17 protein-coding genes are annotated in these 26,811 nt (G+C 66.9%); 7 read left to right on the forward strand and 10 right to left on the reverse strand.

Going from position 1 to position 26,811, the window contains the following annotated elements; translation table 11 throughout:
- Positions 1-92: 92 nt before the first annotated feature.
- A complete protein-coding gene (locus tag QZ471_RS17510) occupies positions 93-1,985 on the forward strand; it encodes a methyl-accepting chemotaxis protein (protein ID WP_295466131.1) in 1,893 nt (630 codons plus the stop codon).
- A gap of 119 nt (positions 1,986-2,104) precedes the next feature.
- Positions 2,105-3,994, forward strand: a complete 1,890-nt coding sequence (locus QZ471_RS17515) for a methyl-accepting chemotaxis protein (protein WP_295466133.1) — start codon at positions 2,105-2,107, stop codon at positions 3,992-3,994.
- Between the two features lie 16 nt (positions 3,995-4,010).
- On the opposite strand, the gene ugpC is transcribed toward QZ471_RS17515, so the two are convergent.
- The 5 genes from ugpC to QZ471_RS17540 form a co-directional block, all read right to left on the reverse strand.
- On the reverse strand, positions 4,011-5,105 hold the full coding sequence (gene ugpC / locus QZ471_RS17520) for a sn-glycerol-3-phosphate ABC transporter ATP-binding protein UgpC (RefSeq protein WP_295466135.1): 1,095 nt from the start codon (positions 5,103-5,105) through the stop codon (positions 4,011-4,013).
- Between the two features lie 17 nt (positions 5,106-5,122).
- Positions 5,123-6,808 carry an alpha-glucosidase family protein gene (locus QZ471_RS17525; protein WP_295466137.1) on the reverse strand — a complete coding sequence of 562 codons (1,686 nt, stop codon included), beginning with the start codon at positions 6,806-6,808 and terminating at the stop codon, positions 5,123-5,125.
- Between the two features lie 6 nt (positions 6,809-6,814).
- The gene (locus QZ471_RS17530; protein ID WP_295466139.1) at positions 6,815-7,657 is read right to left on the reverse strand and encodes a carbohydrate ABC transporter permease; all 843 of its coding nucleotides are present in this window, start codon (positions 7,655-7,657) and stop codon (positions 6,815-6,817) included.
- Positions 7,654-8,526 (reverse strand): sugar ABC transporter permease, encoded by an 873-nt coding sequence (locus tag QZ471_RS17535; protein WP_295466763.1) that lies wholly within the window; start codon positions 8,524-8,526, stop codon positions 7,654-7,656. Before QZ471_RS17535 ends, QZ471_RS17530 begins: the two co-directional genes overlap by 4 nt.
- A 213-nt stretch (positions 8,527-8,739) precedes the next feature.
- Positions 8,740-9,996 carry an ABC transporter substrate-binding protein gene (locus QZ471_RS17540; protein ID WP_295466140.1) on the reverse strand — a complete coding sequence of 419 codons (1,257 nt, stop codon included), beginning with the start codon at positions 9,994-9,996 and terminating at the stop codon, positions 8,740-8,742.
- Positions 9,997-10,345: 349 nt separating this feature from the next.
- Between QZ471_RS17540 and QZ471_RS17545 the strand changes: the two genes are divergently transcribed.
- Positions 10,346-11,392: a substrate-binding domain-containing protein gene (locus QZ471_RS17545; RefSeq protein WP_295466142.1), complete on the forward strand. Its 1,047-nt coding sequence runs from the start codon at positions 10,346-10,348 to the stop codon at positions 11,390-11,392.
- On the opposite strand, the gene QZ471_RS17550 is transcribed toward QZ471_RS17545, so the two are convergent.
- Positions 11,389-12,381: a LacI family DNA-binding transcriptional regulator gene (locus QZ471_RS17550; RefSeq protein WP_295466144.1), complete on the reverse strand. Its 993-nt coding sequence runs from the start codon at positions 12,379-12,381 to the stop codon at positions 11,389-11,391. The genes QZ471_RS17545 and QZ471_RS17550 overlap by 4 nt on opposite strands.
- Before the next feature lie 55 nt (positions 12,382-12,436).
- A complete protein-coding gene (locus QZ471_RS17555; protein WP_295466146.1) occupies positions 12,437-13,912 on the reverse strand; it encodes a sucrose-6-phosphate hydrolase in 1,476 nt (491 codons plus the stop codon).
- Between the two features lie 341 nt (positions 13,913-14,253).
- Here QZ471_RS17555 and QZ471_RS17560 point away from each other — a divergent pair, with 341 nt between their 5' ends.
- The 4 genes from QZ471_RS17560 (at position 14,254) to QZ471_RS17575 (ending at position 23,114) form a co-directional block, all read left to right on the forward strand.
- Positions 14,254-15,894: a carbohydrate porin gene (locus QZ471_RS17560; protein WP_295466148.1), complete on the forward strand. Its 1,641-nt coding sequence runs from the start codon at positions 14,254-14,256 to the stop codon at positions 15,892-15,894.
- 301 nt (positions 15,895-16,195) lie between these two features.
- Positions 16,196-21,046: a PAS domain S-box protein gene (locus QZ471_RS17565; protein WP_295466150.1), complete on the forward strand. Its 4,851-nt coding sequence runs from the start codon at positions 16,196-16,198 to the stop codon at positions 21,044-21,046.
- Complete coding sequence (locus QZ471_RS17570; protein ID WP_295466152.1) at positions 21,043-21,984, forward strand: diguanylate cyclase; 942 nt, start codon at positions 21,043-21,045, stop codon at positions 21,982-21,984. The genes QZ471_RS17565 and QZ471_RS17570 overlap by 4 nt, the downstream gene beginning before the upstream one ends.
- A 119-nt stretch (positions 21,985-22,103) precedes the next feature.
- Positions 22,104-23,114 (forward strand): AI-2E family transporter, encoded by a 1,011-nt coding sequence (locus QZ471_RS17575; RefSeq protein ID WP_295466154.1) that lies wholly within the window; start codon positions 22,104-22,106, stop codon positions 23,112-23,114.
- Between the two features lie 133 nt (positions 23,115-23,247).
- Here the strand turns inward: QZ471_RS17575 and QZ471_RS17580 are convergent, their stop codons facing one another.
- The 3 genes from QZ471_RS17580 to QZ471_RS17590 all read right to left on the reverse strand — a co-directional run bounded on the left by QZ471_RS17580 (position 23,248) and on the right by QZ471_RS17590 (position 26,362).
- Positions 23,248-23,490 (reverse strand): hypothetical protein, encoded by a 243-nt coding sequence (locus QZ471_RS17580; protein WP_295466156.1) that lies wholly within the window; start codon positions 23,488-23,490, stop codon positions 23,248-23,250.
- Positions 23,491-23,671: 181 nt separating this feature from the next.
- The gene (pbpG, locus tag QZ471_RS17585; RefSeq protein WP_295466158.1) at positions 23,672-24,583 is read right to left on the reverse strand and encodes a D-alanyl-D-alanine endopeptidase; all 912 of its coding nucleotides are present in this window, start codon (positions 24,581-24,583) and stop codon (positions 23,672-23,674) included.
- Positions 24,584-24,826: 243 nt separating this feature from the next.
- Positions 24,827-26,362: an acetyl-CoA hydrolase/transferase family protein gene (locus tag QZ471_RS17590; protein WP_295466160.1), complete on the reverse strand. Its 1,536-nt coding sequence runs from the start codon at positions 26,360-26,362 to the stop codon at positions 24,827-24,829.
- Positions 26,363-26,811: the final 449 nt, after the last annotated feature.

Raw genomic sequence — 26,811 nt, forward strand, 5'->3', positions numbered from 1 at the left:
GGCTTCCGTCGTCGCCCTTCGCTGAACGTTTATCGCGATCAAGGTCTGGCCGCGTTGGGGAGGCCGCCCGCCTCGTCCGCTGCGTGGTACCCATGAAACGCTCTCTCCAATTCAGCCACAAGATCCTGCTGGCGGCCGCCCTGGTCGTGACCCTGGCCCTGGCCGGCTTCGCCAGCTTCAATGCCTACCTGCAGCGCCAGGCCATCACCCAGAGCCTGGAGGCCTCGCTGAGCGAGATCGGCCGGACCACCGCCGGCAACATCGCCTACTGGCTCGACGCCCGCATCAAGCTCATCGACAGCCAGGCCCAGGCGCTGTCCCGCGACAGCAGCCCGGCCAATGTGGTCGGCCTGCTGGAGCAGAAGCTCTACACCAGCAACTTCGACTCCACCTACCTGGGTGAGGTCGACGGCACCTTTACCGACCGCCCCCATACGCCCATGGAAGCCGGCTACGACGCCCGCCAGCGTGACTGGTACAAGGCCGCGGTCAGTGCCGGTGGCCCCATCCTCACCGAGCCCTATCTCACCGCCCCGCCGCAGAACTTTCTCTGCATCACCATCGCCGCGCCGGTGTTGCAGAACGGCAAGCTGGTCGGCGTGGTGGCCGGCGACCTGGTGATGGACAGCCTGATGAAGATGATCACCTCGCTGGACGCTGGCGGCCTGGGCGAGGCCTTCCTGGTCGATGCCGATGGCAAGATCCTGGTCAGCAGCCATGCCGAGCAGGTGCTGAAGTCGCTCAAGGACGTGTTCCCGGATCAGACCCCGACCCTGACCCCTGGCTTCCATAGCGTCGTGCAGAACGGCAGCGAGCGCCTGGTGAGCTTCACCCCGGTCGCGGGTCTGCCTTCGGTCAAGTGGTACCTGGCGCTGTCCATCGACCAGGCCAAGGCCTATGCCCCGGTGACCCAGGCGCGCAACCTGGCCATCGTCGCCACGGTCGTAGCGGTGATCGCCATCATCCTGCTGCTGGGCCTGCTGATCCGCGTCCTGCTGCGTCCGCTGCACGACCTGACCCGCGCCATGGCCGACATCGCCGAAGGCGAGGGCGACCTGACCCGCCGGCTGCCGGTGCAATCCCGCGACGAATTCGGCGCCCTGGCCGAGGCCTTCAACAAGTTCGTGGCGCGGATCCATACCTCGATCCGCGACGTCGCCCAGACCACCGGTGAATTGAACCAGAGCACCCGGCACGTGCTGGAGGCTTCCCATTCGTCCATGCGCCAGTCGGATGTCCAGGCTCAGCGCACCACCAGCGTGGCGGCGGCGATCAACGAGCTGGGCGCCGCCGCCCAGGAGATCGCCCGCAATGCCGCCCATGCCTCGGGCGAGGCCAGCGAGGCGCGCACCCAGGGCGAGGAGGGCCGCGAGGTGCTCGACGAGGCGCTCCTCGCCATGCAGACCTTGTCGACGAAGATCGGCACCAGTTGCGAACACATCGAAGCGCTCAACGGCAAGGCGGCCAACATCGGCCAGATCCTCGAAGTCATCCGCGGTATCTCCGAGCAGACCAACCTGCTGGCGCTCAATGCCGCAATCGAAGCGGCCCGTGCCGGCGAAGCCGGCCGCGGCTTCGCCGTGGTGGCCGACGAGGTACGCTCCCTGGCCAGCCGCACCCAGAGTTCGGCGCAGCAGATTCAGCAGATGATCGAGGAGCTGCAGAGCGGCTCCCGCGACGCCGTGGCCCTGATGCAGGAAAGCCAGCGGCAGAGCGCCCACAGCATGCAGGTGGCCAAGAGCGCCGGCGAGCGACTGGGCAGCGTGACCGAGCGCATCGGCGAGATCGATGGCCAGAACCAGTCCGTCGCTACTGCGACCGAGGAACAGACCTCGGTGGTGGAGACCCTGAACATGGACATCAGCGAGATCAACCTGCTGAACCAGCAGAGCGTCGATAACCTCCAGTCGACCCTGGCGGCCTGTTCCGCCCTGGAAGCCGAGGCCGGTCGCCTGCAGCGGTTGGTGGGTGGCTTCCGCATCTAAAGATGGCGTGCGAAAGATCCGCCGTTTGGCTCAAGTAGTCATACTTATTTCCGATAAGCATGGCGATGGACCATGCCCCGATTCCGGCATGGTCGCCTTGCGAAGGACGCAGACCCCGTATGAAGCGACACCTGAAATTCAGTCATAAGATCCTGCTCGCCGCCGCCCTGGTGGTGACCCTGGCACTGGCCGCCTTCGCGGGATTCAACGCGTACCTGCAACGCCAGGCCATCGATCAGAGCCTGAGCGCGACCCTGAGCGAAACCGGCAAGGTGACCGCCGGCAACATCGCCTACTGGCTGGATGCCCGCGTCAAGCTCATCGAGGGTGAGGCCCAGACCCTGGCGCGGGACCGCTCGCCCGCAGGGCTGGTCGGTCTGCTGGAGCAGAAGGTCTACACCGGCAACTTCGACTCCACCTACCTGGGCGAGGTCGACGGCACCTATACCACCCGGCCGCTGCGCAACCTGCCGGCCGGCTACGATCCGCGCAAGCGGCCCTGGTACGCGGCCGCCACCGCCGCCGGCACCACGGTGCTGACCCCGCCCTATATCTTCGCCTCCTCCGGCCAGCTGGGCGTGACCATCGCCACCCCGCTGCTGCGCGACGGCCAACTGGCCGGCGTGGTGGCCGGCGACCTCAACCTCTCGGCCCTGGTGGAGATCATCACCTCGCTCAACGTCGGTGGGCTGGGCGAAGCCTTCCTCGTCGACGGTGACGGCAAGGTGCTGGTCAGCAGCCATCCCGAACAGGTGCTCAAGACGCTCAAGGACGTCTTCCCGGAGCAGACCCCGTCCCTGCAAGCCGGCCTGCAGGCCGTCGCCCAGAATGGCAGCGAGCGCCTGGTGAGCTTCACTCCGGTCAACGGCCTGCCCTCGGTGAAGTGGTACCTCGGCCTGTCCATCGACCAGGCCAAGGCCTATGCCCCGGTGACCCAGGCGCGCAACCTGGCCATCGTCGCCACGGTCGTAGCGGTGATCGCCATCATCCTGCTGCTGGGGCTGCTGATCCGCGTCCTGCTGCGTCCGCTGCACGACCTGACCCGCGCCATGGCCGACATCGCCGAAGGCGAGGGCGATCTGACTCGTCGCCTGCCCGTGCAGGCCCGCGACGAATTCGGCGCCCTGGCCGAGGCCTTCAACAAGTTCGTGGCGCGGATCCACGATTCGATCCGCGACGTGGCCCAGACCACCGGTGAGCTGAACCAGAGTACCCGGCGGGTGCTGGAGTCTTCGCAATCTTCCATGCAGCAATCGGATCTGCAGGCTCAGCGCACCACCAGCGTGGCGGCGGCGATCAACGAATTGGGCGCCGCTGCCCAGGAGATCGCCCGCAATGCCGCCCATGCCTCGGGCGAGGCCAGCGAGGCGCGCGCCCAGGGCGAGGAAGGCCGCGAGGTACTCGACGAGGCGCTCCTCGCCATGCAGACCTTGTCGACTAAGATCGGCGCCAGTTGCGAACACATCGAAGCGCTCAACGGCAAGGCGGCCAATATCGGCCAGATTCTCGAAGTGATCCGCGGCATTTCCGAGCAGACCAACCTGCTGGCGCTCAATGCCGCCATCGAAGCGGCCCGTGCCGGCGAGGCTGGCCGTGGCTTCGCCGTGGTGGCCGACGAGGTGCGCTCCCTGGCCAGCCGCACCCAGAGTTCGGCGCAACAGATCCAGCAGATGATCGAGGAGCTGCAGAGCGGCTCCCGCGATGCCGTGGCCCTGATGCAGGAAAGCCAGCGGCAGAGCGCCCACAGCATGCAGGTGGCCAAGAGCGCCGGCGAGCGGCTGGGCAGCGTGACCGAGCGCATCGGCGAGATCGATGGTCAGAACCAGTCCGTCGCCACCGCGACCGAGGAACAGACCTCGGTGGTGGAGACGCTGAACATGGACATCAGCGAGATCAACCTGCTGAACCAGCAGGGCGTGGACAACCTCCAGGCGACCCTGGCGGCCTGTACCGCCCTGGAAGCCGAAGCCGGTCGCCTGCAGCGCCTGGTGGGTGGCTTCCGCATCTAGCCCGGCGTCGCCGCGCTCAGGCGACCGAGCTGTGCCTTGGCTGGCGTACCGCCTGGCCCTGCGCATCGAAGTAGCGCAGGTGTTCGACGGCGCTGGCCAGGTGCACCTGTTGCCCCTGGTGCAGCTCGGCCTTGCCGGCCACCTTGGCCACCAGCGGCTCGCCGCCGTTGCCGAGGTCCACGTACACCAGCGTCAGTTCGCCGAGTTGCTCGGTAAGGGTCACGCTGCCGGACAGGATGCCCTGGCCGGCCGGGACCAGCTGCAGGTGCTCCGGGCGTACCCCCAGGTGGACGACGCCCCGCAGCCCTGCCGGCGCGGGCAACGGCTGATCGCCCTCGGCGCCCTGCAGGTCCAGGCGTCCGTCGCGGACGTTGGCGGCGATGATGTTCATGGCCGGCGAGCCGAGGAAGCGGGCGACGAAGAGGTTGTCCGGATCGTCGTAGAGTTCCAGGGGGGAGCCGACCTGCTCGACGCGACCGCCGTTGAGCACCACGATGCGGTCGGCCAGGGTCATGGCCTCCACCTGGTCGTGGGTCACATAGATCATGGTGGTGGCGGGCATCTGCTCGTGCAGCCGGGCGATCTCGATGCGGGTCTGCACCCGCAGCGCGGCATCGAGGTTGGACAGGGGTTCGTCGAACAGGAACACCTTGGGATCGCGGGTGATGGCCCGGCCGATGGCCACGCGCTGGCGCTGGCCGCCGGACAGTGCCTTGGGCAGCCGTTCCAGGTAGGGCGTGAGCTGCAGCGCCTCGGCCGCCCGCCGCACACGGGTATCGATCTCGGACTTGGGCGTGCCCTTGTCGAGGGTCAGGCCGAAGGCCATGTTCTGGTAAACGGTCATATGCGGATAGAGCGCATAGGACTGGAACACCATGGCGATCCCGCGCTCCTTGGGGGTGCGCTCGTTGACCACCTCGCCGTCGATGGCGAGGGTGCCCGCGGTGATGTCCTCCAGGCCGGCGATGACCCGCAGCAGGGTCGACTTGCCGCAGCCGGACGGGCCGACGAAGACGATGAATTCGCCCGCGCGGATGTCGAGGTCGACGTGATGCAGGATCTCGACGCTGCCGTAGCGTTTCTTGATCCCCTTGAGGGTAAGCGTGGTCATCCGGGAGTCCTCGTCGGTTAGCGGTGATCGGCAGCGCCCGCGAGGCGGACGATCAGGCCGGAATGGGGGGGCAGCAGCAGGCGCTGACCAGCGCAGCGACCACCCAGCACCCGCGGGGTAATGTCCTCCAGCAGCCGCTCGGCGAGGGGCGCCACCACCTCCACCTCCAGTGGCTGGCCGCCGGCCAGGTTGAACGCCACCAGCAGCCGCTGTTCGCCCAGCTGTCGTTCGAAGGCGAGCAGTTGCGGATGCAGGTCGAGGAACTGGATCGAGCCCTTGGTCAGGGCCGGCAGCGCCCGGCGCAGGGCGATCAGGGTGCGATAGCAGGTGAGCAGGGAGTCGTCGCGGAGTACCTGCCGCTCCACGGCCAAGGCCAGGTGCTTGCTGGGTACCGGCAACCAGGGCCTGACGCCGGCCGCGGTGAAGCCGCCGTGGGGCAGCACGGCGCTCCAGACCATGGGTGTGCGGCAGCCGTCGCGGCCCTTGATAGCCGGCCAGTAGCGCTTGCCCCAGGGATCGACGATGTCGGCGAAGGCGATCTCCGCCTCGGTCTGGCCCAGCTCTTCGCCCTGGTACAGGCATACCGAACCGCGCAGGGTGAGCAGGATCGCTGCGGCCAGGCGCAGGATGGCCGCACCGTCCGGTCGGTCCTTGGCCCACCGGGTGGCATGACGCACCACATCATGGTTGGAGAAGGCCCAGCAGGCCCAGCCAGTGGGCGCGGCGCTTTCGAATTGCTCGATCACCGGACGGATGTCGTCCACGGTCGGCAGGGCGGTGTTGAGGAAGTCGAAGGCATAGCTCATGTGCAGCCGATCATCGCCGCTGGTGTACTCGGCCATCAGCCTGGTGCCGTGGATCAGCTCACCCACCTCGCCCACGGCGGTAGCCGCCGGATACTCGTCGAGCAGGGCACGGAAGCGCCGCAGGAACTCGAGGTTTTCCGGGCGGTTCTTGTCGTAGCGGTGCTCCTGCCAGTTATAGGGGCGATCGCGCGGGGCCACGCGCTCGTTCCGGAGCTCCGGCGGTAGCGGCGGGTTGTCGCGCAACTCGGCGTCATGGAAATAGAAGTTCACGGTATCCAGACGGAAGCCGTCGACGCCCCGGTCGAGCCAGAAGCGCACCACGTCCAGCACCGCCTGCACCACCTCTGCGTTGTGGAAGTTGAGGTCGGGCTGCTCGATGAGGAAATTGTGCAGGTAGTACTGGCCGCGGCCGGCATCCCATTCCCAGGCCGAGCCGCCGAAGTTCGACAGCCAGTTGTTGGGCGGCGAGCCATCCGCCTTGGCGTCGGCCCAGACGTACCAGTCGGCCCGTGCATTGTGGCGATCCCGACGACTCTCGGCGAACCAGGGATGGCGGCTGGAGGTGTGCGAGAGCACCAGGTCGATCATCACCTTGAGGCCCAGCTCGTGGGCCCGCGCGACCAGGTCGTCGAAGTCGGCCAGGGTACCGAACTGGGTGTCGACGTCGCGATAGTCGGAGACGTCATAACCGAAGTCGGCCATGGGCGAGCGCATGAAGGGCGAGATCCAGATGGCATCGACCCCGAGCTCGGCCACATAGGGCAGGCGCCTGGTGATGCCGGCGAGATCGCCGATGCCATCGCCGTTGCTGTCCTGGAAGGAACGCGGATAGATCTGGTAGATCACCGCACCACGCCACCAGTCGCGGTCGAGGGTCTGAGGTTGAGTCTTGGTCATGGCAGGTTATCCCTTGACGCCGCCGGCGGTGAGACCGGCGACGATCTTGCGCTGGAAGATCAGCACCAGGACGATCAGCGGCAGCGTGACCACCACCGAGGCGGCCATGATGGTGCCCCAGGGCGTTTCCATTTCCGAGGCGCCGGAGAGCAGGGCGATGGCCACCGGCACGGTCCGGGTATCGTTGTTGGCGACGAAGGTCAGGGCGAAGAGGAATTCGTTCCAGGCGGCGATGAAGGCGAGCAGGCCGGTAGTGACCAGCGCCGGCCACATCAGCGGCATGAAGATGCGGGTGACGATGGTGAGGGGCGAGGCGCCGTCGACGATGGCCGCTTCCTCGATCTCGACCGGCAATTCGCGCATGAAGGTGGTCAGCACCCAGACCGTGAAGGGCAGGGTGAAGATCATGTAGGCCAGGATCAGCGACAGCAGGCTGTTGTAGAGGCCCAGGGCGCGGACCATCTCGAACAGCCCGGCGAGCACGGCGATCTGCGGGAACATGGAGACGCCGAGGATGGTGACCAGCAGCAGGCCGCGTCCGCGGAAGGGCACCCGCGCCAAGGCATAGGCGGCGGTGATGGCCAGCAGCAGCGAGAGCGCCACCACCGCGACCGCCACGATCACCGAGTTGAGCAGGTTGTGCAGGAAGGTATCGGTGGCCAGGATGCTGGCGTAGTTGGCGAAGTTCACCGCCCGCGGCAGGTAGTCGACGCGGAACAGGTCGGTGCCGGTCTTCAGGCTGGTCAGGATCGCGTAGTAGAAGGGAAAGACCGAGAAGACCACGATGGCCACCACCAGCAGGTAGAAGCCGGTGCGGGCGGTGAGGGCCTTGAGGGTGCGGGCGTTCATTTGCTTGCTCCCAGGTCGAGTCGAGCCATCTTGAGATAGATCAGGGTGATCAGCGCGACCACCAGGAACAGCAGGGTGGAGGCCGCCGAGCCTTGGGCGAAGTTGTCGAACTGGAAGAGATTTTCCTGGGCGTAGACGCTCATGGTCTTGGTCTCGGGGTTGTTCGGCGTCAGCACGTAGATCAGGTCGAAGACGCGCAGGGCATCCAGGGCTCGGAAGATCACCGCCACCAGGATCGCCGGGCGGATCAACGGCAGGGTCACGCGGAAGAACACCTTGACCGGGTGCACGCCATCGATGCGGGCGGCTTCGTAGACGTCACTCGGCACCAGTTGCAGGCCGGCGAGGATCAGCAGCGCCATGAAGGGTGTGGTCTTCCAGACGTCGACGATGATCACCGCGGTCATGGCGGTATCCGGTGACGCGGTCCAGGCGATGGGCGCCGCCAGCAGACCGAGATTGACCAGCAGGTCGTTCAGGATGCCGAACTGGTCGTTCATCATCCAGGCCCAGAGTTTGGCCGAGACGATGGTGGGAATGGCCCAGGGAATCAGCACCGCGGCGCGGACCAGGGCGCGACCGGGAAAGCGGGCGTTGAGTACCAGGGCGACGATCAGACCGAAGAAGGTCTCCAGGCTCACCGAGATCAGCGTGTAGCGCACCGTGTTCCACACCGCATGCCACCAGACCGGGTCCACCAGGACGCCGAAGGCCTCGCCCTCTCCGTTGCCATAATCCACCCACTCGTAATAGTTGCGCAGGCCGACGAAGGCGGCGCCGGGCAGATCGCCCAGGCGGGCGTCGGTGAAGGAGAAGTAGATCGTCTTCAGCAGGGGCCAGGCAGCCACCCCGGCGAGCACCATCAGCATCGGGGTGATGAACAGCAGCGCCGCGCGGCGCCGTTGGCGCGATAGCGTGGAACGCGAGGCTGAGGCCTCGGGGGCGACCGCAGCGGGCAGCGTGGGACCGGATTCGAAGTGGGTCATGATCGGGTGTATCCGCGAAGCTTGGCGTGGCCGGGATCGGCCACTACGGGGGCGCGTCCGGGACTCGTCGCGAGACCCGGACGCTCGTGCAGGCCTTTACCAGTCGTTGCGTTTCAGGCGGCGCAACTGCTTGTCCAGGGCATCGAGGTTGGCGGCCGCATCGCCCTGGCCGGCCAGGGTGCGGTTGACCGTGGTCCAGAACTGCTGCGAGACCTCGTTGTAGCGCGTCTTGGTCGGCGCCGAGGGACGCGGCGTGGCGTTCTCGAAGACCTCTTTCCAGCGGGCCACCAGCGGCTGCTGGGCGACGATGTCCGGATCCTGGTACAGCGCGGTGATCGACGGCAGGCGGGCGTTGAGCAGGGCTCGTTGCTTCTGGGCCTCGACCGAGACCAGGTAGCGGACCAGTTCGATGGCCGCCTGCTGGTGCGCCGAATACTTGGAGACGGCCAGGTTCCAGCCGCCCAGGCAGGCCGCCGATTTGCCACCGGCGCCGGCCGGCAGGGGCGCGACCTCGAACTTGCCCTTGATGGGCGAGTCGGCACCGTTACCCAGCGGATAGGCGTAGGGCCAGTTGCGCATGAACACGGCGTTGCCGGTCTGCCAGACGCCGCGAGCGTCCTCTTCCTGATAGCCGAGCACGCCCTTGGGAGCTATGGTGCCGACCCAGCTGCGGGCGGCATTGAGGGCTGCGGCGGCCTTGGGATTGTTGACGGTGATTTCGCCTTTGGGCGAGACGATCTCGCCGCCGCCATTGGAGGCGATCCACTCCAGGCCCACGCAGGTGGTGCCTTCGTAGGCCGCACCCTGGAACACCAGGCCATTGAGCTGGGTATGCCCGGCCGCCCGTTCGGCGTCCTGGATGTCCTTGGCGGTGGCGGCGAGTTCGCTCCAGGTGGAGGGTACGGGCTTGCCGTACTTTTCCAGCAGGTCCTTGCGGTAGTAGAGCGCCGGGGCATCGGAGAACATCGGCATGGCGACCAGTTTGCCATCCACGGTCTGGGAGGCGATCACCGAAGGGGAGTGTGCGCCGACCACGTCCTTCATGGCGTCGGTCAGGTCGACGAAGCTGGCGGCGAGCTGCGGCGCCCAGACCACGTCGGTGCGGTAGACGTCGATGTCCTTGTTGCCGGCCGACAACCAGAGGCGGTACTGACCGAACTGATCGGTAGCCGAGGACGGCATGGTGACGATTCGCACCTTGTGTCCGCTGGTCTTCTCGAAGGCATCGAGCTGCAGGCGCAATTCCTCGATGTCCTTGCCGATCGAGCCGGCGACGATGGACAACTCCTCGGCGTGGGCGGCGCCGCCCAGCAGAACTCCTGTGACGAGCACTCCTGCCAGTCGCTTAAACATGCTGTTCATCTCCTGGCGGATACCCGGCGTCCCTGCTGTTGCCCTCCTCGAGAGCGGAGCGGGAGCAGGACGAGCGGATACCCGGCCTTTCATTGTTGTTGTTGTTGTCTTCACCGGCGCTGGCGGCGCGCGTCGAACCTCGGCGAGGCACTGCGAACGGCGTCGAAACGCGCAGAGCGCGCCAAAGCACCCGGTAAAATCGATGAAAACCCTATTCAAAGCGCTTTGAAAGCGCTGGATGGAGACTGCGCGACTTTGCGGGACGTGTCAATCGCCGTATCATCCGGCCGCTTCCCGACGAGCTCTTCTTGGAGCGAAGTCACTCTTTCCGCCAGGTGCCGACAACAACATGATCAATAGCCTGAAGGACCTCGCTGCCCATCTGGGGCTCTCGCCGACCACCGTGAGTCGGGCCTTGAACGGCTACCCCGAGGTGGGGGCCAAGACGCGCCAGCGGGTGCTGGAGGCCGCGCAGCGCCTCAACTACCAGCCGAATCCGACCGCGCTCCGCCTGGCGACCGGACGTGCCGACGCCCTGGGCATCCTGCTGTCGATCCACGACAACATGCTGGAAAATCCCATCGTCACCGACCTCTTGACGGGCATCAGCGAGACGGCCGCCGAATGCGGCCTGGCCATCCACCTGCTGCCTACCCTCAAGGGGCAGGAGCGGGTCGTCTGCGAGCGCGTCATAGGTTCCGGCGCGGTGGATGCCCTGGTGCTGCTGTCGCCGGTGTTCGACGATCCGGAAACCGCCGATCTGGCCGAGATCGCCTTTCCGGTGGTCGCCCACGGCCTGCCGGTCTTCGGCCAGAACGTCGCCTCGCTCAGCGTCGATAGCCTCGGCGCCTTCGCCAAGGGCACCGCGCACCTGCTCGGCTTCGGGCATCGGCGGATTGCGCTGCTCAACGGCGAGGAACACCTGGCCTATGGCCGTGACCGGCGCGCCGGCTATCTGAACGAACTCGCCGCCGCTGGCCTCGCTGCCGATCCGGCGCTGATGGCCGCCGGTCAGCAGACCTATTCGCGGGGCTACGAAGCCGCCCGGGACATGCTGGCGCTGGCCGCGCCGCCCACCGCCTTCATCTGTTCCTCGGTGCTGCAGGCCATAGGCGCGGCGCGCGCCATTGCCGAGGCCGGGCTGTCGATTCCCGGTGACATCTCGCTGCTCGCCCATGACGACGGCGTCGCCGCCTTGCCGGCGGAGATCGCCGCGCCAGGGCTCACCGTCCTGCGCTCCTCGATCCGGCTCGCGGGGCGCCGCATCGCGCACATGGCCATCGAGCGGGCGCGGGGCGTACCGGCGGCGGAGCTGGTGGAAATCTGGGACGTGCCACTGATCCCGGGTTCTTCCACGGGGCCCGTGGTGCCCGCGCGACGGGATCAACCGGTCTAGAGCGAGGCGCGATCCACGAGCGGGCAGGCCAGTTCATGGCGCGCCTGGTGGCTGGGGCGGTCCTCGATCAGGTGCAGCGCCGCCTGGCGGCCGAGCTCGAAGTGGGGCAACTGCACGGTGGTCAGTGGGGGGTGGAAGAGTTCGGCGACGCCGACCATGTTGTCGTAGCCGAGCACGGCCACGTCTTGCGGGATGCGCAGCCCCCGGGCCAGCAGCCACTGATAGGCCACCAGGGCGATACGGTCGTTGCCGCAGATCAGCACGTCCGGCGCGCTGGCCGGCGTGGCGAAGCGCCGCTCCAGCTCGTCGCGGGTTTCATCGTAGGCGTCGTCGGCGCTCAGGTCGTACTGGCCGAGGGCGTCGGCCAATGCGGCTTCGCGGCAGGCCCGGAGCAGGCCGGTCTGGCGCAGCGGCCAGGCCGGGCTGTGGCGTGGCAGGTTGATGGCCAGGGGACGCCGATAGCCGCGTGCCAGGGCGGTGCGTACCGCCTGGTACTGTCCCTCGGCATCGTTCGGCACGTAGCAGTCCACGTCCGCCGCTTCGGCGTAGCAGTTGCTCAGCACCACGGGACGCTCACCCAGGCCAGGCGGAACCGCCACGGCACGCAGGTGCATGGAGCTGAACACGATGCCGTCGGGACGATGCGCCAGCATCAGCTCGATCTCGGCAGCGCTGGGCCGGTCTTCCAGCAGGTTGAGAATGAACAGGTTCCAGCCGTGCTCGCGGGCCGTGCGCTCCAGCCCTAGCAGCAGATCCACGGCGAAGGGGGTGGTAGCGGTACCCAGCGCGAAGACCCCGATGGTCTTGCCGCTGGAGCGCCCGCCGCGGATCCGGCGGGCGGCCAGATCCGGCACGTAGCCGAGCGTCTGGATCGCCGACTGGATGCGGGTCAGGGTCTCGGCCCCGAGCTTCTCCGGATTGTTCAGCGCGCGCGAAACCGTCATGGCCGAGACGCCAGCCAGTCGAGCCACATCCTTCACCGACGGCATCCCGCCCCTCCCGCTCGCCTCGTCAAGGGGACCAGTATGCCAAATCGGCAGCGGGTCAGAGTCCCAGATCGCGCAGGGTCCAGGCGCGCAGTCGCGTGAAGCGGGCGCTGCCGTTGCTGGCGAAGAGCGCCAGCCCCTGGCTGTCCGGCCCTGGGTAGAGGCGGCTGCTGAGGGTGTGCAGGCCGTCATCGACGAAGACTTCCAGCGACGAACGGTCCAGGTAGAGCCTCAGGCTCAGGTGGGTCTGGCCCGGGGCCAGCGCCAGGCTACGCACGCCGGCCACGCCGCGACCGGCCCGCTCGCGATCCAGCACCAGGCGCCGGGCCTGGGCGTCGACGTAGAGCAGCGTTTCCTCGCGACCATTCGGGTCGACCCGCAGGGCCAGGCCGAAGCGTTCGGCATCGCTGCCGGCGAGGTCCACGTCGAGCTGCAGCTCCAGGCGCTCGCCGCGCAGCGGCAGCAGTTGCCGCGCGCTGTTCAGGAGGGGAGCGGCGAGGGCATGTTCGGTTTCCCGCAGTGCCTCGAGCTCGCGTGCCGGTCGCTGCCGCAGGCGCTCGCCTGCCAGGCTGAGCTCCCGCGGCAGCGAAAGCATGCCGCACCAGCCGTCGGCCTGGCTCGGCATGGGGCTTTCCCACATGTCCAGCCAGGCCCAGAGCAGGCGGCGGCCGTCCGGCGCTTCCAGGGTCTGGGCGGCGTAGAAATCGTGGCCGTGGTCGAGTTCGCTGAAGTCGGTACGCGGCTCGAAGCGAGCGGCGTCGGTCAGCCGACCCAGGCGATAGCTGTTCTGGTAGAGATTGCGATAGGCATAGCCCTGGGGCTGCAAGCCCTGCGGCGAGCACAGGAAGACGTCCTGGTCGCCCAGCGGGAAGAGGTCCGGGCACTCCCACATGTAGCCGTCCCGGTCGCGGGTACCGCTCAGGGCGCTGCCCAGGTACTCCCAGCGGTGCAGATCGGTGGAGCGATAGAGCAGCAGGTGCGGGTCGTCGCCTACGCGGGCACCCAGGGCCAGCCACCAGGCGTCGGCACGGCGCCAGACCTTGGGGTCGCGGAAGTGCTGCATCTCGGGTGTCGGCGGTTCGATCACCGCGCCGTGCTTGCTGAACACCAGGCCGTCCCGGCTGCTGGCCAGGCACTGTACCTGATGCAGTCCCTGATCCTCGCGGCCCGGCTCGCCCAGCCAGCGATGGCCCGTGTAGAGCAGGTAGAGGGTGTCGTCCCAGACCACCGCCGAACCGGAAAAGCAGCCATCGCGATCGGCGTCGATATCGGGTGCCAGGGCCACCGGCAGGTGCTCCCAGTGAACCAGGTCGGCGCTCTTGGCATGTCCCCAGTGCATGGGGCCCCAGGCTGTCGAGTAGGGGTGGTACTGGTAGAAGACGTGGTATTCGCCGCGGAAGAACACCAGGCCGTTGGGGTCGTTCATCCAGCCGACCGGGGGAGCCAGGTGATAGGCCGGGCGTAGGCTGTCGCGACGGCTGCCAAGTCGTTCCTGAATGGCTTCGCGAGCCCTGAGCAGTGCGGAAGAGAGCATGAAATCGAGTCTCGTTGCAGAACATTGAGGAGGAAGCACGAGAAAAAACGCTCGACGGGTGCCGGCTATGCGGTGGCATCCGTCGTGACCTTCGGCAAAGGGTCACCCCGCGGCTCTCGACCTCCCGAGCGCTACGCCGGAAAGCCTGCAATAGACGTGTCGAGCCCGCTTTGGTGCGGTTGGAATTTTTTCGTGGGAGCCTTGTTTTTTCATTTGGTAACGTTAACACTGATGCGCATTGATAGGCCTCGTCGGCGGTTTGTCAAGCGGTGGCGTTCGGAAAGTTGGGGTTTGGAACGCCGCTCAACCAAGACCACAGACAAGAAAAACAAAGGTGACTCATGAAGGCTCAATTCTCTGGAAGAGGGGCGGCCGCGTCCCTGCTGTTGCTCTCGCCGCTCGCCCTGGCTGCACCCAACGGCCTCACGTTGGAAGAGCGGATGGCGCAGCTGGAATCCCGGGTCGTCGCTGCGGAAAGCCGGGCCGCCAAGGCCGAGGCCGAGGTGATCCGGTTGCGTCAGGAAGAGCAGGCCAAGCCGGCGAAACCGGGCAAAACCGCTACCACCGCCACGACCGCCAGCAACGCTGCGACTCCCGCGGGCAGCGCGGCGACCACTACCGATCAGTTGTCGCTGGACGAACGTGTGGCGCGGATCGAAGCGCAGCAGCGCACGGTCGGTGTCGCGCCGGCACCCGTCGCGCCCACCGATAGCGGCTTCAAGTTCGGCGCCTATGCCCGTTCCGGCTTCCTGGCCAATGGTGACAAGGCAGGCCGGGGCGGTCCGGGGGTGACGCCGGCCGGCTCCATCGGCGGCCATATCGGACGCCTGGGCAACGAGCCCGATACCTACATGGAGGCCAAGTTCTCCCAGCAGCAACAGGTGGAGAACGGCACGCGCTGGAAGTACTTCCTGATGCTGGCCGACGGGGTGCAGACGCCCAACGTCTGGACCGCCCAGGAAAGCAACCTGAACGTTCGCCAGGCCTATGCCGAGCTGAGCAGCCTGGCGTCCTTCAAGTCCTCGCCTACCTTTCGTGACTCCACGCTCTGGGCCGGCAAGCGCTTCGACCGCGACAACTTCGACGTGCACTGGCTGGACCGCGACATCGTCTTCCTGGCGGGTACCGGTGCCGGCATCTACGACGTCAAGCCGACCGACTACTGGCGCCTGAACGGCTCGCTGATGACCCGCTCCTATGGCGATTTCGGCCTGGAGAACGGCAAGGATGCGCGGAGCTATATCGGCACCCTGAACCAGTTCTTCGACGATGGCCGCTGGCAGGTGATGACCAGCGGCATCACCTCCGGGCAGAACGACGGCCGCCTGGCCCAGCCGGGCGCCGGCGGCAACGACCATCGCGTCAACCTCGGCGGGCAGACGCCGGGCGACAAGGGTCTGCACACCAACTTCACCTATTCGCAGAACGATTTCTTCGGCCGGGAAGGATTGTTCAAGGCCTCGCTGCTCTATGGTCGCGGCCTCGGTGCGGAACTCACCCAGGTGGGTGGCGACGGCGACCTGCTGGACAACGCCCAGTCGCTGCGGCTGGCGTTCTATGGCCATACCCGCCTGAGTCCGTTCTGGCGGGTGGCGCCGGCCGTGATCGCCGAGCGTGGTACCAACCGCTACATGCCGGGCGACCACTATCGCTACGTGACCACCAACCTGAGATTTTCCAACGACATCACCCGCAACTTCGAAATGCAGTACGAGCTGACCTTCCAGAACATGGATATCGACGCGCGCGGCTATGCCAACCGTGGCATAGCCGATGGCAACTTCTGGAAGGCCACCATCGCTCCTACCTTCAAGGCGCAGACCGGTGACTACTTCCTGCGCCCCGAACTGCGGGTGTTCGCCTCCTACATGAACTGGAGCTCGGGACTCGACAACTTCAGCAGCTCCGACGACCTGGGGCAGCCGGGCTTCAAGTCGGGTGGTGTCTGGCAGGTCGGGACCCAGATGGAGGTCTGGTTCTAGGACTCGAGCGAACGGCGATCCCCTCGCCGTTCGTCTGAAATAGTCATATGAGTTGAGGGGTTTCCAGCGGCTCAACGTCCAGGGTTTGGCCGCTTTTTTCGCTTTCGCACGGTCCAGCGAAACGCTCCACGGTATCAAGAAGTTTGACCACACTGCCGATGGGGTCATCAATTGGCCAGTGGCGATTCGCTTCCCACAAGTCACGTCAGCTCTGAATGGGCCGTGGCTTTCCAGTTTTTCCCATGCCCTGGCCCTCGTTCGTTCGATCCACGCGAAGTGGATCTTCAACAGGGCAATGTCCATGCTCAAGCGGTTGTTCTCCTCCTCTCGCGTACGCTGGAGTCTCGGCGTCTTTCTCTGTGGCGTCCTGCTGACCAGCGTGGCCATGCGGCATCTGGCGGCGCGCAATGATCAGCAGTTGCGCAGCGCCCTGGACAGCGCGGCCGAGGACGTCCGCGACCAGGTACTGGATCGGCTGCGCATCTACGAGTACAGCCTGATCGGCATGCGTGACCTGGTGGTGGTCGCCGGTGGCAACCTGTCGCGCGAGTTGCTCGGCAACTACGGCCGGGTCCATGACCTGGGCCAGGAATTTCGCGGCGCGCGGGGCGTCGGCTTCATCCGCCGGGTGCCCCAGGCCGACGAGGCCCGGTTTCTACGCGAGGCCAGCGCCGATGGCTGGCCCAACTTCACCATTCGGGCCTTCGCCCCCCATGACGGCGATCGCTATGTCGTCCAGTACCTGGAACCAGCTGCGCGCAATCTCAAGGCCATTGGCCTGGACGCGGCGTCCGAGCCCGTCCGCCGCGAGGCCGCCGTGCTGTCCATGCAGCACGGCGATATCCATCTGACCGGTCCACTGCAGTTGCAGGCGTCCAAGCCGCCCGAGCCCGGTTTCTTGATGATGCTACCGATCTATGCCGAGGGGTTGCCTCCGGTCGATCCGCGCGCCCGGGAGGCGGCTACCCTGGGGTGGGCCTACGTGCCCCTGAGCATCGACGCAATGTTCGGCAGTCTGCGGTTGAACATTCCAGGACTGATCATTCGCCTGAGCGACGTGACCGTCCCCGATGCCCCACGCCTGTTCTATCGGCAGGGCGAGGACGAGGAGGGCGTCCAGGAGCTGTCCGAGCGCCGGCTGTTGCAGGACGTCTATGGCCGGCAATGGCAGCTGGCATTCACCGCCACCCCGACCTTCGTCGCGGCGCAGAACCTGGTCTCGGTGCCCTGGGTGCATCTGTTCGGCAAACTGTTCAGCCTGCTGGCCGCCGGCCTGACCTTCGCCGTGATGACCACTCGCCAGCGGCGCCGCCAGTATCAGCAGGACCAGGCCAACCTCACCGCGGTGGTGGAAAGCTCTTCCGACGGCATCATCAGCAAGGATCTCAAGGGCGTGGTGCTGAGCTGGAACCACGCGGCGGAGCAACTGTTCGGCTATTCCGCCAGCGAAGCCGTGGGGCGGCGCCTGCTCGATCTGGTGGTGCCCACCGAACTGGAACACGAGGAATGGTCGGTGCTCGAACGCATCGGCCGGGGTGAACCGGTGCCGCACTTCGAGACCCGCCGCCAGCACCGCGACGGTCACCTCATCGACGTGCTGGTCAGCGTCTCGCCCATGCGCGGCCCCGACGGTCGTGTGGTCGGTGCCTCCAAGACGGTGCGCGACATCTCGCTGCAGAAGGCCGCCCAGGCGGAGATCCTGGCGCTCAATGTCCGGCTCGAAGAGCAGGTGGCCCAGCGTACCGCCGAACTCAGCCAGACCAATCGGTTGCTCGGCGACGTCCTGCGCGCCGCGTCCGAGGTGGGCATCATCGCCACCGACCGCGACGGTCGTATCACCCTGTTCAACGAAGGCGCCGAGCGCCTGCTCGGTTATCGCGCCGCCGAGGTGGTGGGTAGCTGGCACGCCAGTGACTTCCACCTGCCCGAGGAGCTGGCCGCTCAGGGGCAGGCGCTGAGCGCCCAGTACGGCCAGGAGATCAATGGCTTTCGGGTGCTGGTGGAGCGTTCGGAGCGAGCCGGCGCCGAGGCCCGCGAGTGGACCTATGTCCGCCGCGATGGCGAGCACCGGGACGTCAGCCTGGTGGTGACCACCATGCGCGACGAGTCCGGGCAGATCAGCGGCTACCTGGGCATCGCCTCGGACGTCACCGAGCGCAAGGCCGCCGAACATGAACTGGAGGCGAGCCTGGCGCTGACCCGGGCGATCCTCGACACCGCGGTCAACCCAGTGCTGACGGTGGATGACGGCGGGCGGGTACGCTCCTTCAATCCGGCGGGTGAGCGGGTATTCGGTTGCGCCGCCGATCAGGTGGTCGGGCAGGACATCCGCCGGCTGATCCCGTCCTACCTGAGCGGCTACGAAGCGCTGTTCACCGAGGATGACAGCGGTGAGGCACGGGCGGTCGACTCCCTCGGTCACGAAACCCTGGCCCGGCGCGGCGATGGCAGTGAGTTTCCCATCACCCTGAGTCTCGGTATTACCTGGGTGGACGGCCAACGGTTGGCGGTGGCCATCATCGCCGACATCACCGAGCAGTCTCGCCAGCGCGAGGCGCTGTTGCAGACCCGCGATCAGTTGGCCATGGCCGCCGAAGTGGCCCAGTTGGGTATCTGGTGCTGGCGGCCCGAGACCAACGAGGTGCAGAGCAACGAGCACATGGCCGAACTCTACGAGTGGTCTCCGGAGCAGGTCCAACGCGGTCTGGTGTACGAAGACTGGCGCCGCTGCGTGCATCCCGACGACCTCGCCGATGCCGAGACACGGCTGCTGGCGGCCATGGCTGGCCAGGCGGTATTCGATCCGGTATTCCGTATCCTGCGTCAGGATGGCTCCATCCGGCATATCCAGGCCGGCGCCCATACCGAGCGCGACAGCCGCGGTCGGGTCCTGCGTCTGGTAGGCACCAACCGCGACATCACCGAACAGTTGGAACTGGAACACCGCCTGCGCGAGGAGCGCACCCGCGCCGACCTGGCTAGCCAGGCGAAGTCCTCCTTCCTGGCCAACATGAGTCACGAGATCCGCACCCCGATGAACGCCGTGTTGGGCATGCTGCAACTGCTGCAGCGCACCACCCTGGATAACCGCCAGGGCGACTACCTGACCAAGGCCCAGCAGGCGGCGCGCTCGCTGCTGGGGCTGCTCAACGACGTGCTCGACTACTCCAAGATCGAAGCCGGCAAGCTGCAATTGGACGTCCATCCGTTCAGCCTGGAGCAGGTGCTGCGCAACCTGGGTGTGGTGCTGTCCGGCAACAGTGGCGAGAAGAACGTCGAGATCAACTACCACCTGGAGGCTGGGCTGCCCACCGCTCTGATCGGCGACAGCCTGCGCCTGCAGCAGATCCTCATCAACCTGGCCGGCAACGCTCTCAAGTTCACCGAGGCGGGCCAGGTGCTGGTCAGCGTGCGCCAACTATCCTGCACGAACGGCCAACTGCGCCTGGAGTTCGCGGTGCAGGACACCGGCATCGGCATCAGCCCGGCCCAGCAGCAGCACCTGTTCCAGGGCTTCACCCAGGCCGAGGCCTCCATCAGCCGGCGCTTTGGCGGGACCGGCCTGGGGCTGGCGATCTGCAAGCGGCTGGTGGAACTGATGGACGGCCAGCTGCAGGTGGAAAGCGAAGTGGGGGTGGGCAGCCGCTTCTGGTTCGACGTCGCCCTGCGGGTGGACAGCCAAGGCCAGGCCCAGCTCGCGCCGCGCCGCCGCCGGGTACTGCTGGCCGACGACAACACCCTGGTCGGCGAGGTATTGGTGGAGACCCTCACGGCCCTCGGCTGGGAGGTCGACCTGGTCACCAGCGGCGACGCCGCCCTGGCCCGGGTGGTCCAGGCTCAGGAGCGAGGCGAGCCCTTCGATGCCGTGCTCATGGACTGGCGCATGCCCCACGGTGATGGACTGCTGACCGCCCGGCAGTTGCGCGAGCGGCAGGCCGACAGCCGGCCCAAGGTGGTCATGCTCACCGGCTTCGGCCGCGACTTCCTCTCCGAGACCCAGCAAAGCGCCGAACCGCCCTTCGACGACTACCTGACCAAGCCGGTGACGCCAGCGCAGATCGTCGAGGTAGTGGAACGCGCCCTCGGCGCCGAGGTGCCGGCCGGCGTGCATGCCGCCGCGGTGGTCGATGAGAGCCAGCGCCTGGCCGGGTTGCGCCTGCTGGTGGTGGAGGACAACGCCCTCAACCGCCAGGTGGCCGCCGAGCTGCTGCTGGCCCAGGGCGCCCAGGTGGAACTGGCGGAAGGCGGCCTGGAAGGCGTCGAACGCGTGCTCCAGGGCGCTCCGCTGGATGTGGTCATCATGGACATGCAGATGCCCGACATCGACGGCCTGGAAGCTACCCGCCGCATCCGCGCCGATGGTCGTTTCCGCACCCTGCCGATCCTGGCGATGACCGCCAATGCCTCCCACAGCGACCGCGACGCCTGCCTGGCTGCCGGCATGGACGACCACATCGGCAAGCCCATCGACCTGGAATTGCTGGTCGCCCGCCTGCAACGCCTCAGTGGTCGGGAATTGACGACGCGGCCCAGCGAGGCGCCGGTCGCCAATGATCAACAGGTGGAGTCGCTCAATGTGGTATTGCGGCGTTTTGGCGGCGATGCCCGCCTGTTCGCTTCTTTGCTCGAACGTTTCGCCGAGGATTCCCTCGCCCTGCTCGCTGACCTGGAGCGCGCCTGGCAGGCCGGCGAGACCGAGGCGGCAGTGGCGGTGCTGCACTCGCTCAAGGGCAGTGCCGGCACCATGGGCGCCCAGCGCCTGGCGGCGCGCGCTGCTGAGGGCGAACGCGCGGGCAAGGCCGGAGGCGGTCTGCCGGCTGACGTCACGGCGGAGCTGGCGACCCTGAGAAGCCTGCTCGACGACGGCCTCGCCGACTTGCGCGCGGCCCTGGCCGAGCGCCTGCCGCCGGTACCTGCCGAATCCGAAATCGCCGCCGAGCCCCTGAGCGCCTACGCCTGGCCCGAGCGCCTGGCGGAACTCCAGGTGCTGCTCGACCAGGGCAATCTGGAAGCCCTGGAGCTGGTCGCTACGCTACCCACCCAGTGTCGTGCCGAAGCCCAGGTGCGCTATGACCTCTTCCGCGCCCAGGTCGAGTCCCTCGACTTCGCCGCTGCCCTCGCGCTCCTCCCCCAACTCAAGGAAGCCCTATGACCCTGCCGACCGCTCTGGACGCCGGGCGGCGCAGCAAGCCCAAGCTGCTGATCGTCGACGACCAACCGCTGAACATCCGCATCCTCCACGAACTCTTCCGTGAAGACTGCGAGACCCTGATGGCCACCAACGGCGCCCAGGCCCTGCAACTCGCCCTGGCGCAGCAGCCGGACCTGATCCTGCTCGACGTGGTGATGCCCCAGCTCGATGGCCACGAGGTACTGCGCCGCTTGCAGGCCGACCCGGCCACCGCCGCCATCCCGGTGATCTTCGTCACCGGCCAGGAAGGCCCGGACGAGGAGGTCACTGGTCTGGAACTGGGCGCGGTAGATTTCATCAGCAAGCCGATCAATCCGGTCATCGTGCGCGCCCGGGTGCGCACCCAGCTCACTCTCAAAGCGCAACGCGACGTCCTGCGCAGCATCGCCCTGGTCGATGGTCTTACCGGTGTCGCCAACCGTCGCCAGTTCGACGAGGCGCTGCTGCGCGGCTGGCGGCAGAGCCAGCGCGAAGGCACGCCCTTCTCGTTGATCCTCATGGACATCGACCACTTCAAGGCCTACAACGACCACTACGGGCATCTGGCCGGTGACCAGTGCCTGCGCCAGGTCGCCCAGGCCCTGGGGCAGGGCCTGTTCCGCCCCTACGACCTGCTGGCGCGCTACGGCGGCGAGGAATTCGGCTGCCTGCTGCCGGGAACCGACCTGGAGGGCGCCACCCAGGTCGCCGAGCGACTGCTGCAGCAGGTGCGCGACCAGCGCCTGCCCCACGGCTACTCCTCGGCGACCGGCTACGTCACCCTGAGCCTGGGAGTGGCCACCGCGCTGCCGCCCACCGCCGTCGATCCGGCTGCCCTGATCACCGCTGCCGATGCGCAGCTCTATGCGGCCAAGCACCAGGGCCGGGCGCGGGTCTGCGCCGCCGAGTTGCTCGGCTGAGCGGCACCGGCACAGGTAACGCCGGGTAACAGAGCCCGTGGCTTTCTTCGCTGTCCAGGCTGGGCGGCGAGGCGGCGGACTGGCAGACTGAGTGCAGGGATTCTGCCGTTCGGTAATCTATGTACGCCTTCACGCAACGCCAGGCCATCTTGGCCAGCTGGATCATCGTCTTCACCGCCCTCTACCTGGTTCTCCCGCTCAAGCTGCTGCCCAGCCTGCTGGCCGGGCTGCTGGTCTACGAACTGGTCAATACCCTGGCCGGGCGCCTGCAGCGCCATCTGCCCGGGGGCGGCGCACGCTGGCTCGCGGTGGCCCTGCTCGGCGCCCTGGTGGTGAGCCTGCTGACGCTGTTCTTCGTCTGGTTCACCAGCTTCATCATCCAGGAAGTGCAGAACCCCGGCCGGCTGCTGGACAAGTTCATGGTGCTCACCGAGCGCGCCCGCACCCAGCTGCCGCCTTCGCTGGACGCCTACCTGCCGGCCAACGCCGACGGCATGAAGCGCGAGTTGGTGGAGTGGATCAGGGCCCATGTGGCGCAGTTGCAGCTATTCGGTCGCGATGCGGCGCGCACCTTCGTCATCGTGCTGATCGGCATGATCCTCGGCGCCATCGTCGCCCTGCAGCCCACCCCCGATCCCGAACGCCTGCGGCCGCTGTCCGGCGCCCTGCTGGTGCGCCTCGGCCTGGTGGCCCAGGCCTTTCGCAACATCGTTTTCGCCCAGATCAAGATCTCGCTGCTCAACACCACCCTGACCGGCATCTTCCTGCTCGGCGTGCTGCCGCTGTTCGATGTCCACCTGCCGCTGGCCAAGACCCTGGTGATCCTCACCTTCATCCTCGGCCTGCTGCCGGTGATCGGCAACCTGATGTCCAACACCCTGATCTTCATCGCCGGCCTGTCGCTGTCGATCTGGGTGGCCATCGCCGCGCTGGGCTACCTGATCGCCATCCACAAGCTGGAATACTTCCTCAACGCCCGCATCGTCGGCGGCCAGATTAGCGCCCGCTCCTGGGAACTGCTGGTAGCCATGCTGGTGTTCGAAGCGGCCTTCGGCCTGCCCGGCCTGGTGGCGGCGCCGGTCTATTACGCCTATCTCAAGAGTGAGTTGAAGGCGGAGGGGCTGGTCTAGCGTTGACGGTCGTTTAGCGACTGGCGAACCGGCGGGTACCGCTCGTGTTGCCCGCCGGCAACGCCAGCGGCCTGGCCTTCCAAGGTGCGCCCAGCACCTTCAGCCTGACCCCGTAGCAGTCGCCAGCGGGCATTCACTGACGATCCAGATTCGACCACATGCGCTGCCAGAAGGCACCGGCCTCTTCGTTGCTGGCGCGCCACGTCTGTTCCAGGCGCAGGCGTTCTGGCGCTTCGAGATCCTCCGGGCAGGCCAGATAGCGGTCGGCCGCCGCCTGGGCCTCCGCCTGCAGCCGGCGCCATTCGCGCACGTCATCCAGCCAGCGGCGGCCGGTGTGGACCTCGTAGTACTCGTGGGCGATCGCGTCTTTGCTCATGGGGCGTTCCACGGGGGGGGTATAGAGGCCTAGACCGCGCCTGACGGCGGGGGTGCCCACCTCAGAGGTCGAAGACGTCCCGGTTGGCGTTTTCCCGCGCTCGGCAGACGTCCCCCCTCTCTAGTCACCAGACATAGAAAAGCCGCGTCGAGACGCGGCTTCGTGACCTGCCAGACAGGGCTTACTGCCGTGCCAGCACCGTGCTGCGGCCACCCTTGGGCGCGCCCGGCAGGGGACTCAGGGCGCCGGTTTCCAGCCAGCGGCGGACGCGGGTGGCGTCGGCCATATGGGTGAACTTGCCGAAAGCGTCCATCACCACGAAGGCTACCGGCCGGCCGGCCATCACGGTCCGCATCACCAGACAATGACCGGCCTTGTCGGTGTAGCCGGTTTTGGTCAGCTGCACGCTCCAGTCGGCGTTGTAGACCAGGTGGTTGGTGTTGCGAAAGCCCAGCACATAGTTGGGGTTGTGGAAGGCCTGGGTCTTTTCCGGGGTGGTGCTGAGCTGGCCGAGCAGGGGGTAGTGCTCGGTGGCCTTGAGCAGGGTGACCAGGTCGCGGGCGGTGGAGACGTTGAGCGGCGACAGCCCGGTGGGCTCGGCGTAGCGGGTGTTCTTCATGCCCAGGGCGCGGGCCTTGGCGTTCATCGCGGCGACGAAGGCCTTCTGGCCGCCCGGATAGTGGTGGGCGAGGCTGGTCGCGGCGCGGTTTTCCGAGGACATCAGCGCCAGTTGCAGCATGTCGCGGCGCGTCAGCTCGCTACCCAGGCGCACCCGCGAGAAGACGCCGCGCATGGCGGGGTTCTCGCTGATGTCGATATCGATGGTCTGCTCCAGCGGCAGCTTGGCATCGAGCACCACCATGGCGGTCATCAGCTTGGTCACCGAGGCGATGGGGGCGACCTGGTCGGGATTCTGGGCGAACAATACCTGGTTGGTCTTGAGGTCCACGACCAGGGCGTGGTTGGAGGCCAGGCGCTGGGCGGTGGCGGCGGCCGCGGCCTTGACCTTCGGCGGGGTCTGGGCCAAGACGGCCGGACTCAGCCCGACCAAGCCAGCCAGCAAAAGGCCGGCAAACTGATGACAGATCTTCACGGTGGCAGCTCTCAAAAAGGGGGGCGGGGTCAGAACAACCGCGAACGGCAATGCGCCTTGCAGATCAAGGACATTGCGCAGAGATTTCACGTCTTTTATCACCCGGATTGTCGGCTGGGAATCCGACAAGGCAGCTTTTTACACAGCGCGCTGGGAAAAAGTCACAATTAGTTGCAGATGGGCGACGGACGGCAGGGATGGCGGAGCGAATGGGCGCCCGAACGGGGTCGGGCGCCTTGCCTTTCAGTCATGGGCTTCCTGGGCCGTTGGGCCGAGCATGCTGCCGGTGACCAGGTAGCGCTCGTGCCAGGACAGGGCCTCAGGCAGCAGGTGCGGGGTGTGCTTGCCGTGGCTGCCGGCCAGGGCGCGCTCGAAGTAATCCTCCAGTGCCGGGCGGAAGCTCGGGTGCACGCAGTGCTCGAGGATGGCGCGGGCACGTTGCTTGGGGCTGAGCATGCGCAGGTCGGCCAGGCCCTGGTCGGTGACGATCACCGACACGTCGTGCTCGGTGTGGTCGACATGGCTGACCATGGGCACCAGGGTCGAGATCAGCCCATTCTTGGCTGTGCTCGGCGCCATGAACACCGACAGGTAGGCGTTGCGGGCGAAATCGCCGGAGCCGCCGATGCCGTTCATCATCCCGGTGCCCATCTGGTGGGTGGAGTTGACGTTGCCATAAAGGTCGGCTTCGAGCATGCCGTTCAGGGCGATGCAACCCAGCCGCCGCACCAGTTCCGGATGGTTGCTCACCCCCTGCTGGCGCAGGATGATGCGCTGGCGCAGCGATTCCGCATGTTCGAGAAAGCGCTCGATGCCCACCGGGCTCAGGGAGAAGGAGGTGGCCGAGGCCAGTTCCATCTTGCCGCTGATGAGCAATTCCAGCATGCCGTCCTGGATCACCTCGGTGAAGGCGGTCAGCCCCCGGAATTCGCTCTCGGCCAGGCCCTGCATGAAGGCGTTGGCGATGTTGCCGACCCCCGACTGGATCGGCAGCAGGTTGGCGGGGATGCGGCCTTGGCGCACCTCGAAGCGGAGGAAGTCCAGCAGGTGCGCGGCGATGGCCTGGGAGGCGGCGTCCGGCGCCTTGAACGGACTGTTGCGGTCGGGTGCATCGGTCTCCACCACCGCCACCACTTTCTCCAGCGGCACCTCCAGATAGGGCGAGCCGATGCGGTCGCCGGGATGCGCCAGCGGGATGGGCGTGCGGTGGGGCGGCAGGGCGCCATCGGTGTAGATGTCGTGCATGCCGTCCAGGGCGTCGGGTTGCCAGCGATTGACCTCGAGGATCACCGCGTCGGCCATGTCCAGCCAGGTCTTGTTATTGCCCACCGAGGAGGAGGGTACCAGCAGACCGTCCTCGCGGATCGCGGCGATCTCTACCACGGCCACGTCGATCTTGCCGAAGAAGCCATAGCGCACCTTTTCCGCCAACTGGCCCAGGTGGATATCCATGTACTCCAGGCCACCGGCGTTGATGCGGCTACGTAGCTCCGGATCGGACTGGAAGGGCACCCGCAACTCGATGCCATCGACCCGCGCCAGGGCGCCATCCAGTTCCGGTGCGGTGGAGGCGCCGGTCAGCACCTTGATGCGAAAGGCCTCGCCGGCGCCGTGGCTGGCGGTGATGCGCTGGGCCAGGGCGCCGGGCACGGCCTTGGGATAACCGGCCCCGGTGAAGCCGCTCATGCCCACGGTCATGCCGTGGCGGATGAACTGGGCGGCCTGCTCGGCGCTCTGGCGTTTGGCAGCGAAGCCGGGGTGGCGAATACGGTGGGACATGACGACCTCTGCGGGTGTTATCGAAAGCACACTAAGAGTGTGGATTCTACGCGGAAGGGATGCTTAGGTCCCTAAGCAAAAGGTCGGGTGGGAAGGGAAATTTGGGGGGAGTGTGGCGTAGATTGGGTCGAGCGATAGCGAAGCCCAACGGTGCCCAGCCATCTCGAACGTCGGTATTCGTAGGTTGGCGCTGAGCGCAGCGAAGTCCAACGGATTAGGGGTATGGGTGCCCTAGCTGTTTATCGAGTGCTCTGAGGGCTTTTGTTTCGCCCACCCGGGCGAGTTACTTTTTGCATTCGCCAAAAAAGTAACCAAAAACGCTTGTCCCCACGTTTCGGCCCTCCGCTGCGCTCTGGGTCCCCTCGCTCCGGCGCCGTGGCAGGGGCACGGCACGAAGGGGCCTCCTGCCCCTCGCGCCTCGCTCGGCGTCCTGCCTCGCAACCCCCGCC

This window comes from uncultured Pseudomonas sp. (assembly GCF_913774235.1).
Taxonomy (GTDB): Bacteria; Pseudomonadota; Gammaproteobacteria; order Pseudomonadales; family Pseudomonadaceae; genus Chryseomonas.

Coding starts and splice junctions, on each gene's coding strand:
- QZ471_RS17510 (WP_295466131.1), top strand. CDS start 93: ATGAAACGCTCTCTCCAATTCAGCCACAAGATCCTGCTGGCGGCCGCC.
- QZ471_RS17515 (WP_295466133.1), top strand. CDS start 2,105: ATGAAGCGACACCTGAAATTCAGTCATAAGATCCTGCTCGCCGCCGCC.
- ugpC (WP_295466135.1), bottom strand. CDS start 5,105: ATGACCACGCTTACCCTCAAGGGGATCAAGAAACGCTACGGCAGCGTC.
- QZ471_RS17525 (WP_295466137.1), bottom strand. CDS start 6,808: ATGACCAAGACTCAACCTCAGACCCTCGACCGCGACTGGTGGCGTGGT.
- QZ471_RS17530 (WP_295466139.1), bottom strand. CDS start 7,657: ATGAACGCCCGCACCCTCAAGGCCCTCACCGCCCGCACCGGCTTCTAC.
- QZ471_RS17535 (WP_295466763.1), bottom strand. CDS start 8,526: ATGCTGATGGTGCTCGCCGGGGTGGCTGCCTGGCCCCTGCTGAAGACG.
- QZ471_RS17540 (WP_295466140.1), bottom strand. CDS start 9,996: ATGTTTAAGCGACTGGCAGGAGTGCTCGTCACAGGAGTTCTGCTGGGC.
- QZ471_RS17545 (WP_295466142.1), top strand. CDS start 10,346: ATGATCAATAGCCTGAAGGACCTCGCTGCCCATCTGGGGCTCTCGCCG.
- QZ471_RS17550 (WP_295466144.1), bottom strand. CDS start 12,381: ATGCCGTCGGTGAAGGATGTGGCTCGACTGGCTGGCGTCTCGGCCATG.
- QZ471_RS17555 (WP_295466146.1), bottom strand. CDS start 13,912: ATGCTCTCTTCCGCACTGCTCAGGGCTCGCGAAGCCATTCAGGAACGA.
- QZ471_RS17560 (WP_295466148.1), top strand. CDS start 14,254: ATGAAGGCTCAATTCTCTGGAAGAGGGGCGGCCGCGTCCCTGCTGTTG.
- QZ471_RS17565 (WP_295466150.1), top strand. CDS start 16,196: ATGCTCAAGCGGTTGTTCTCCTCCTCTCGCGTACGCTGGAGTCTCGGC.
- QZ471_RS17570 (WP_295466152.1), top strand. CDS start 21,043: ATGACCCTGCCGACCGCTCTGGACGCCGGGCGGCGCAGCAAGCCCAAG.
- QZ471_RS17575 (WP_295466154.1), top strand. CDS start 22,104: ATGTACGCCTTCACGCAACGCCAGGCCATCTTGGCCAGCTGGATCATC.
- QZ471_RS17580 (WP_295466156.1), bottom strand. CDS start 23,490: ATGAGCAAAGACGCGATCGCCCACGAGTACTACGAGGTCCACACCGGC.
- QZ471_RS17590 (WP_295466160.1), bottom strand. CDS start 26,362: ATGTCCCACCGTATTCGCCACCCCGGCTTCGCTGCCAAACGCCAGAGC.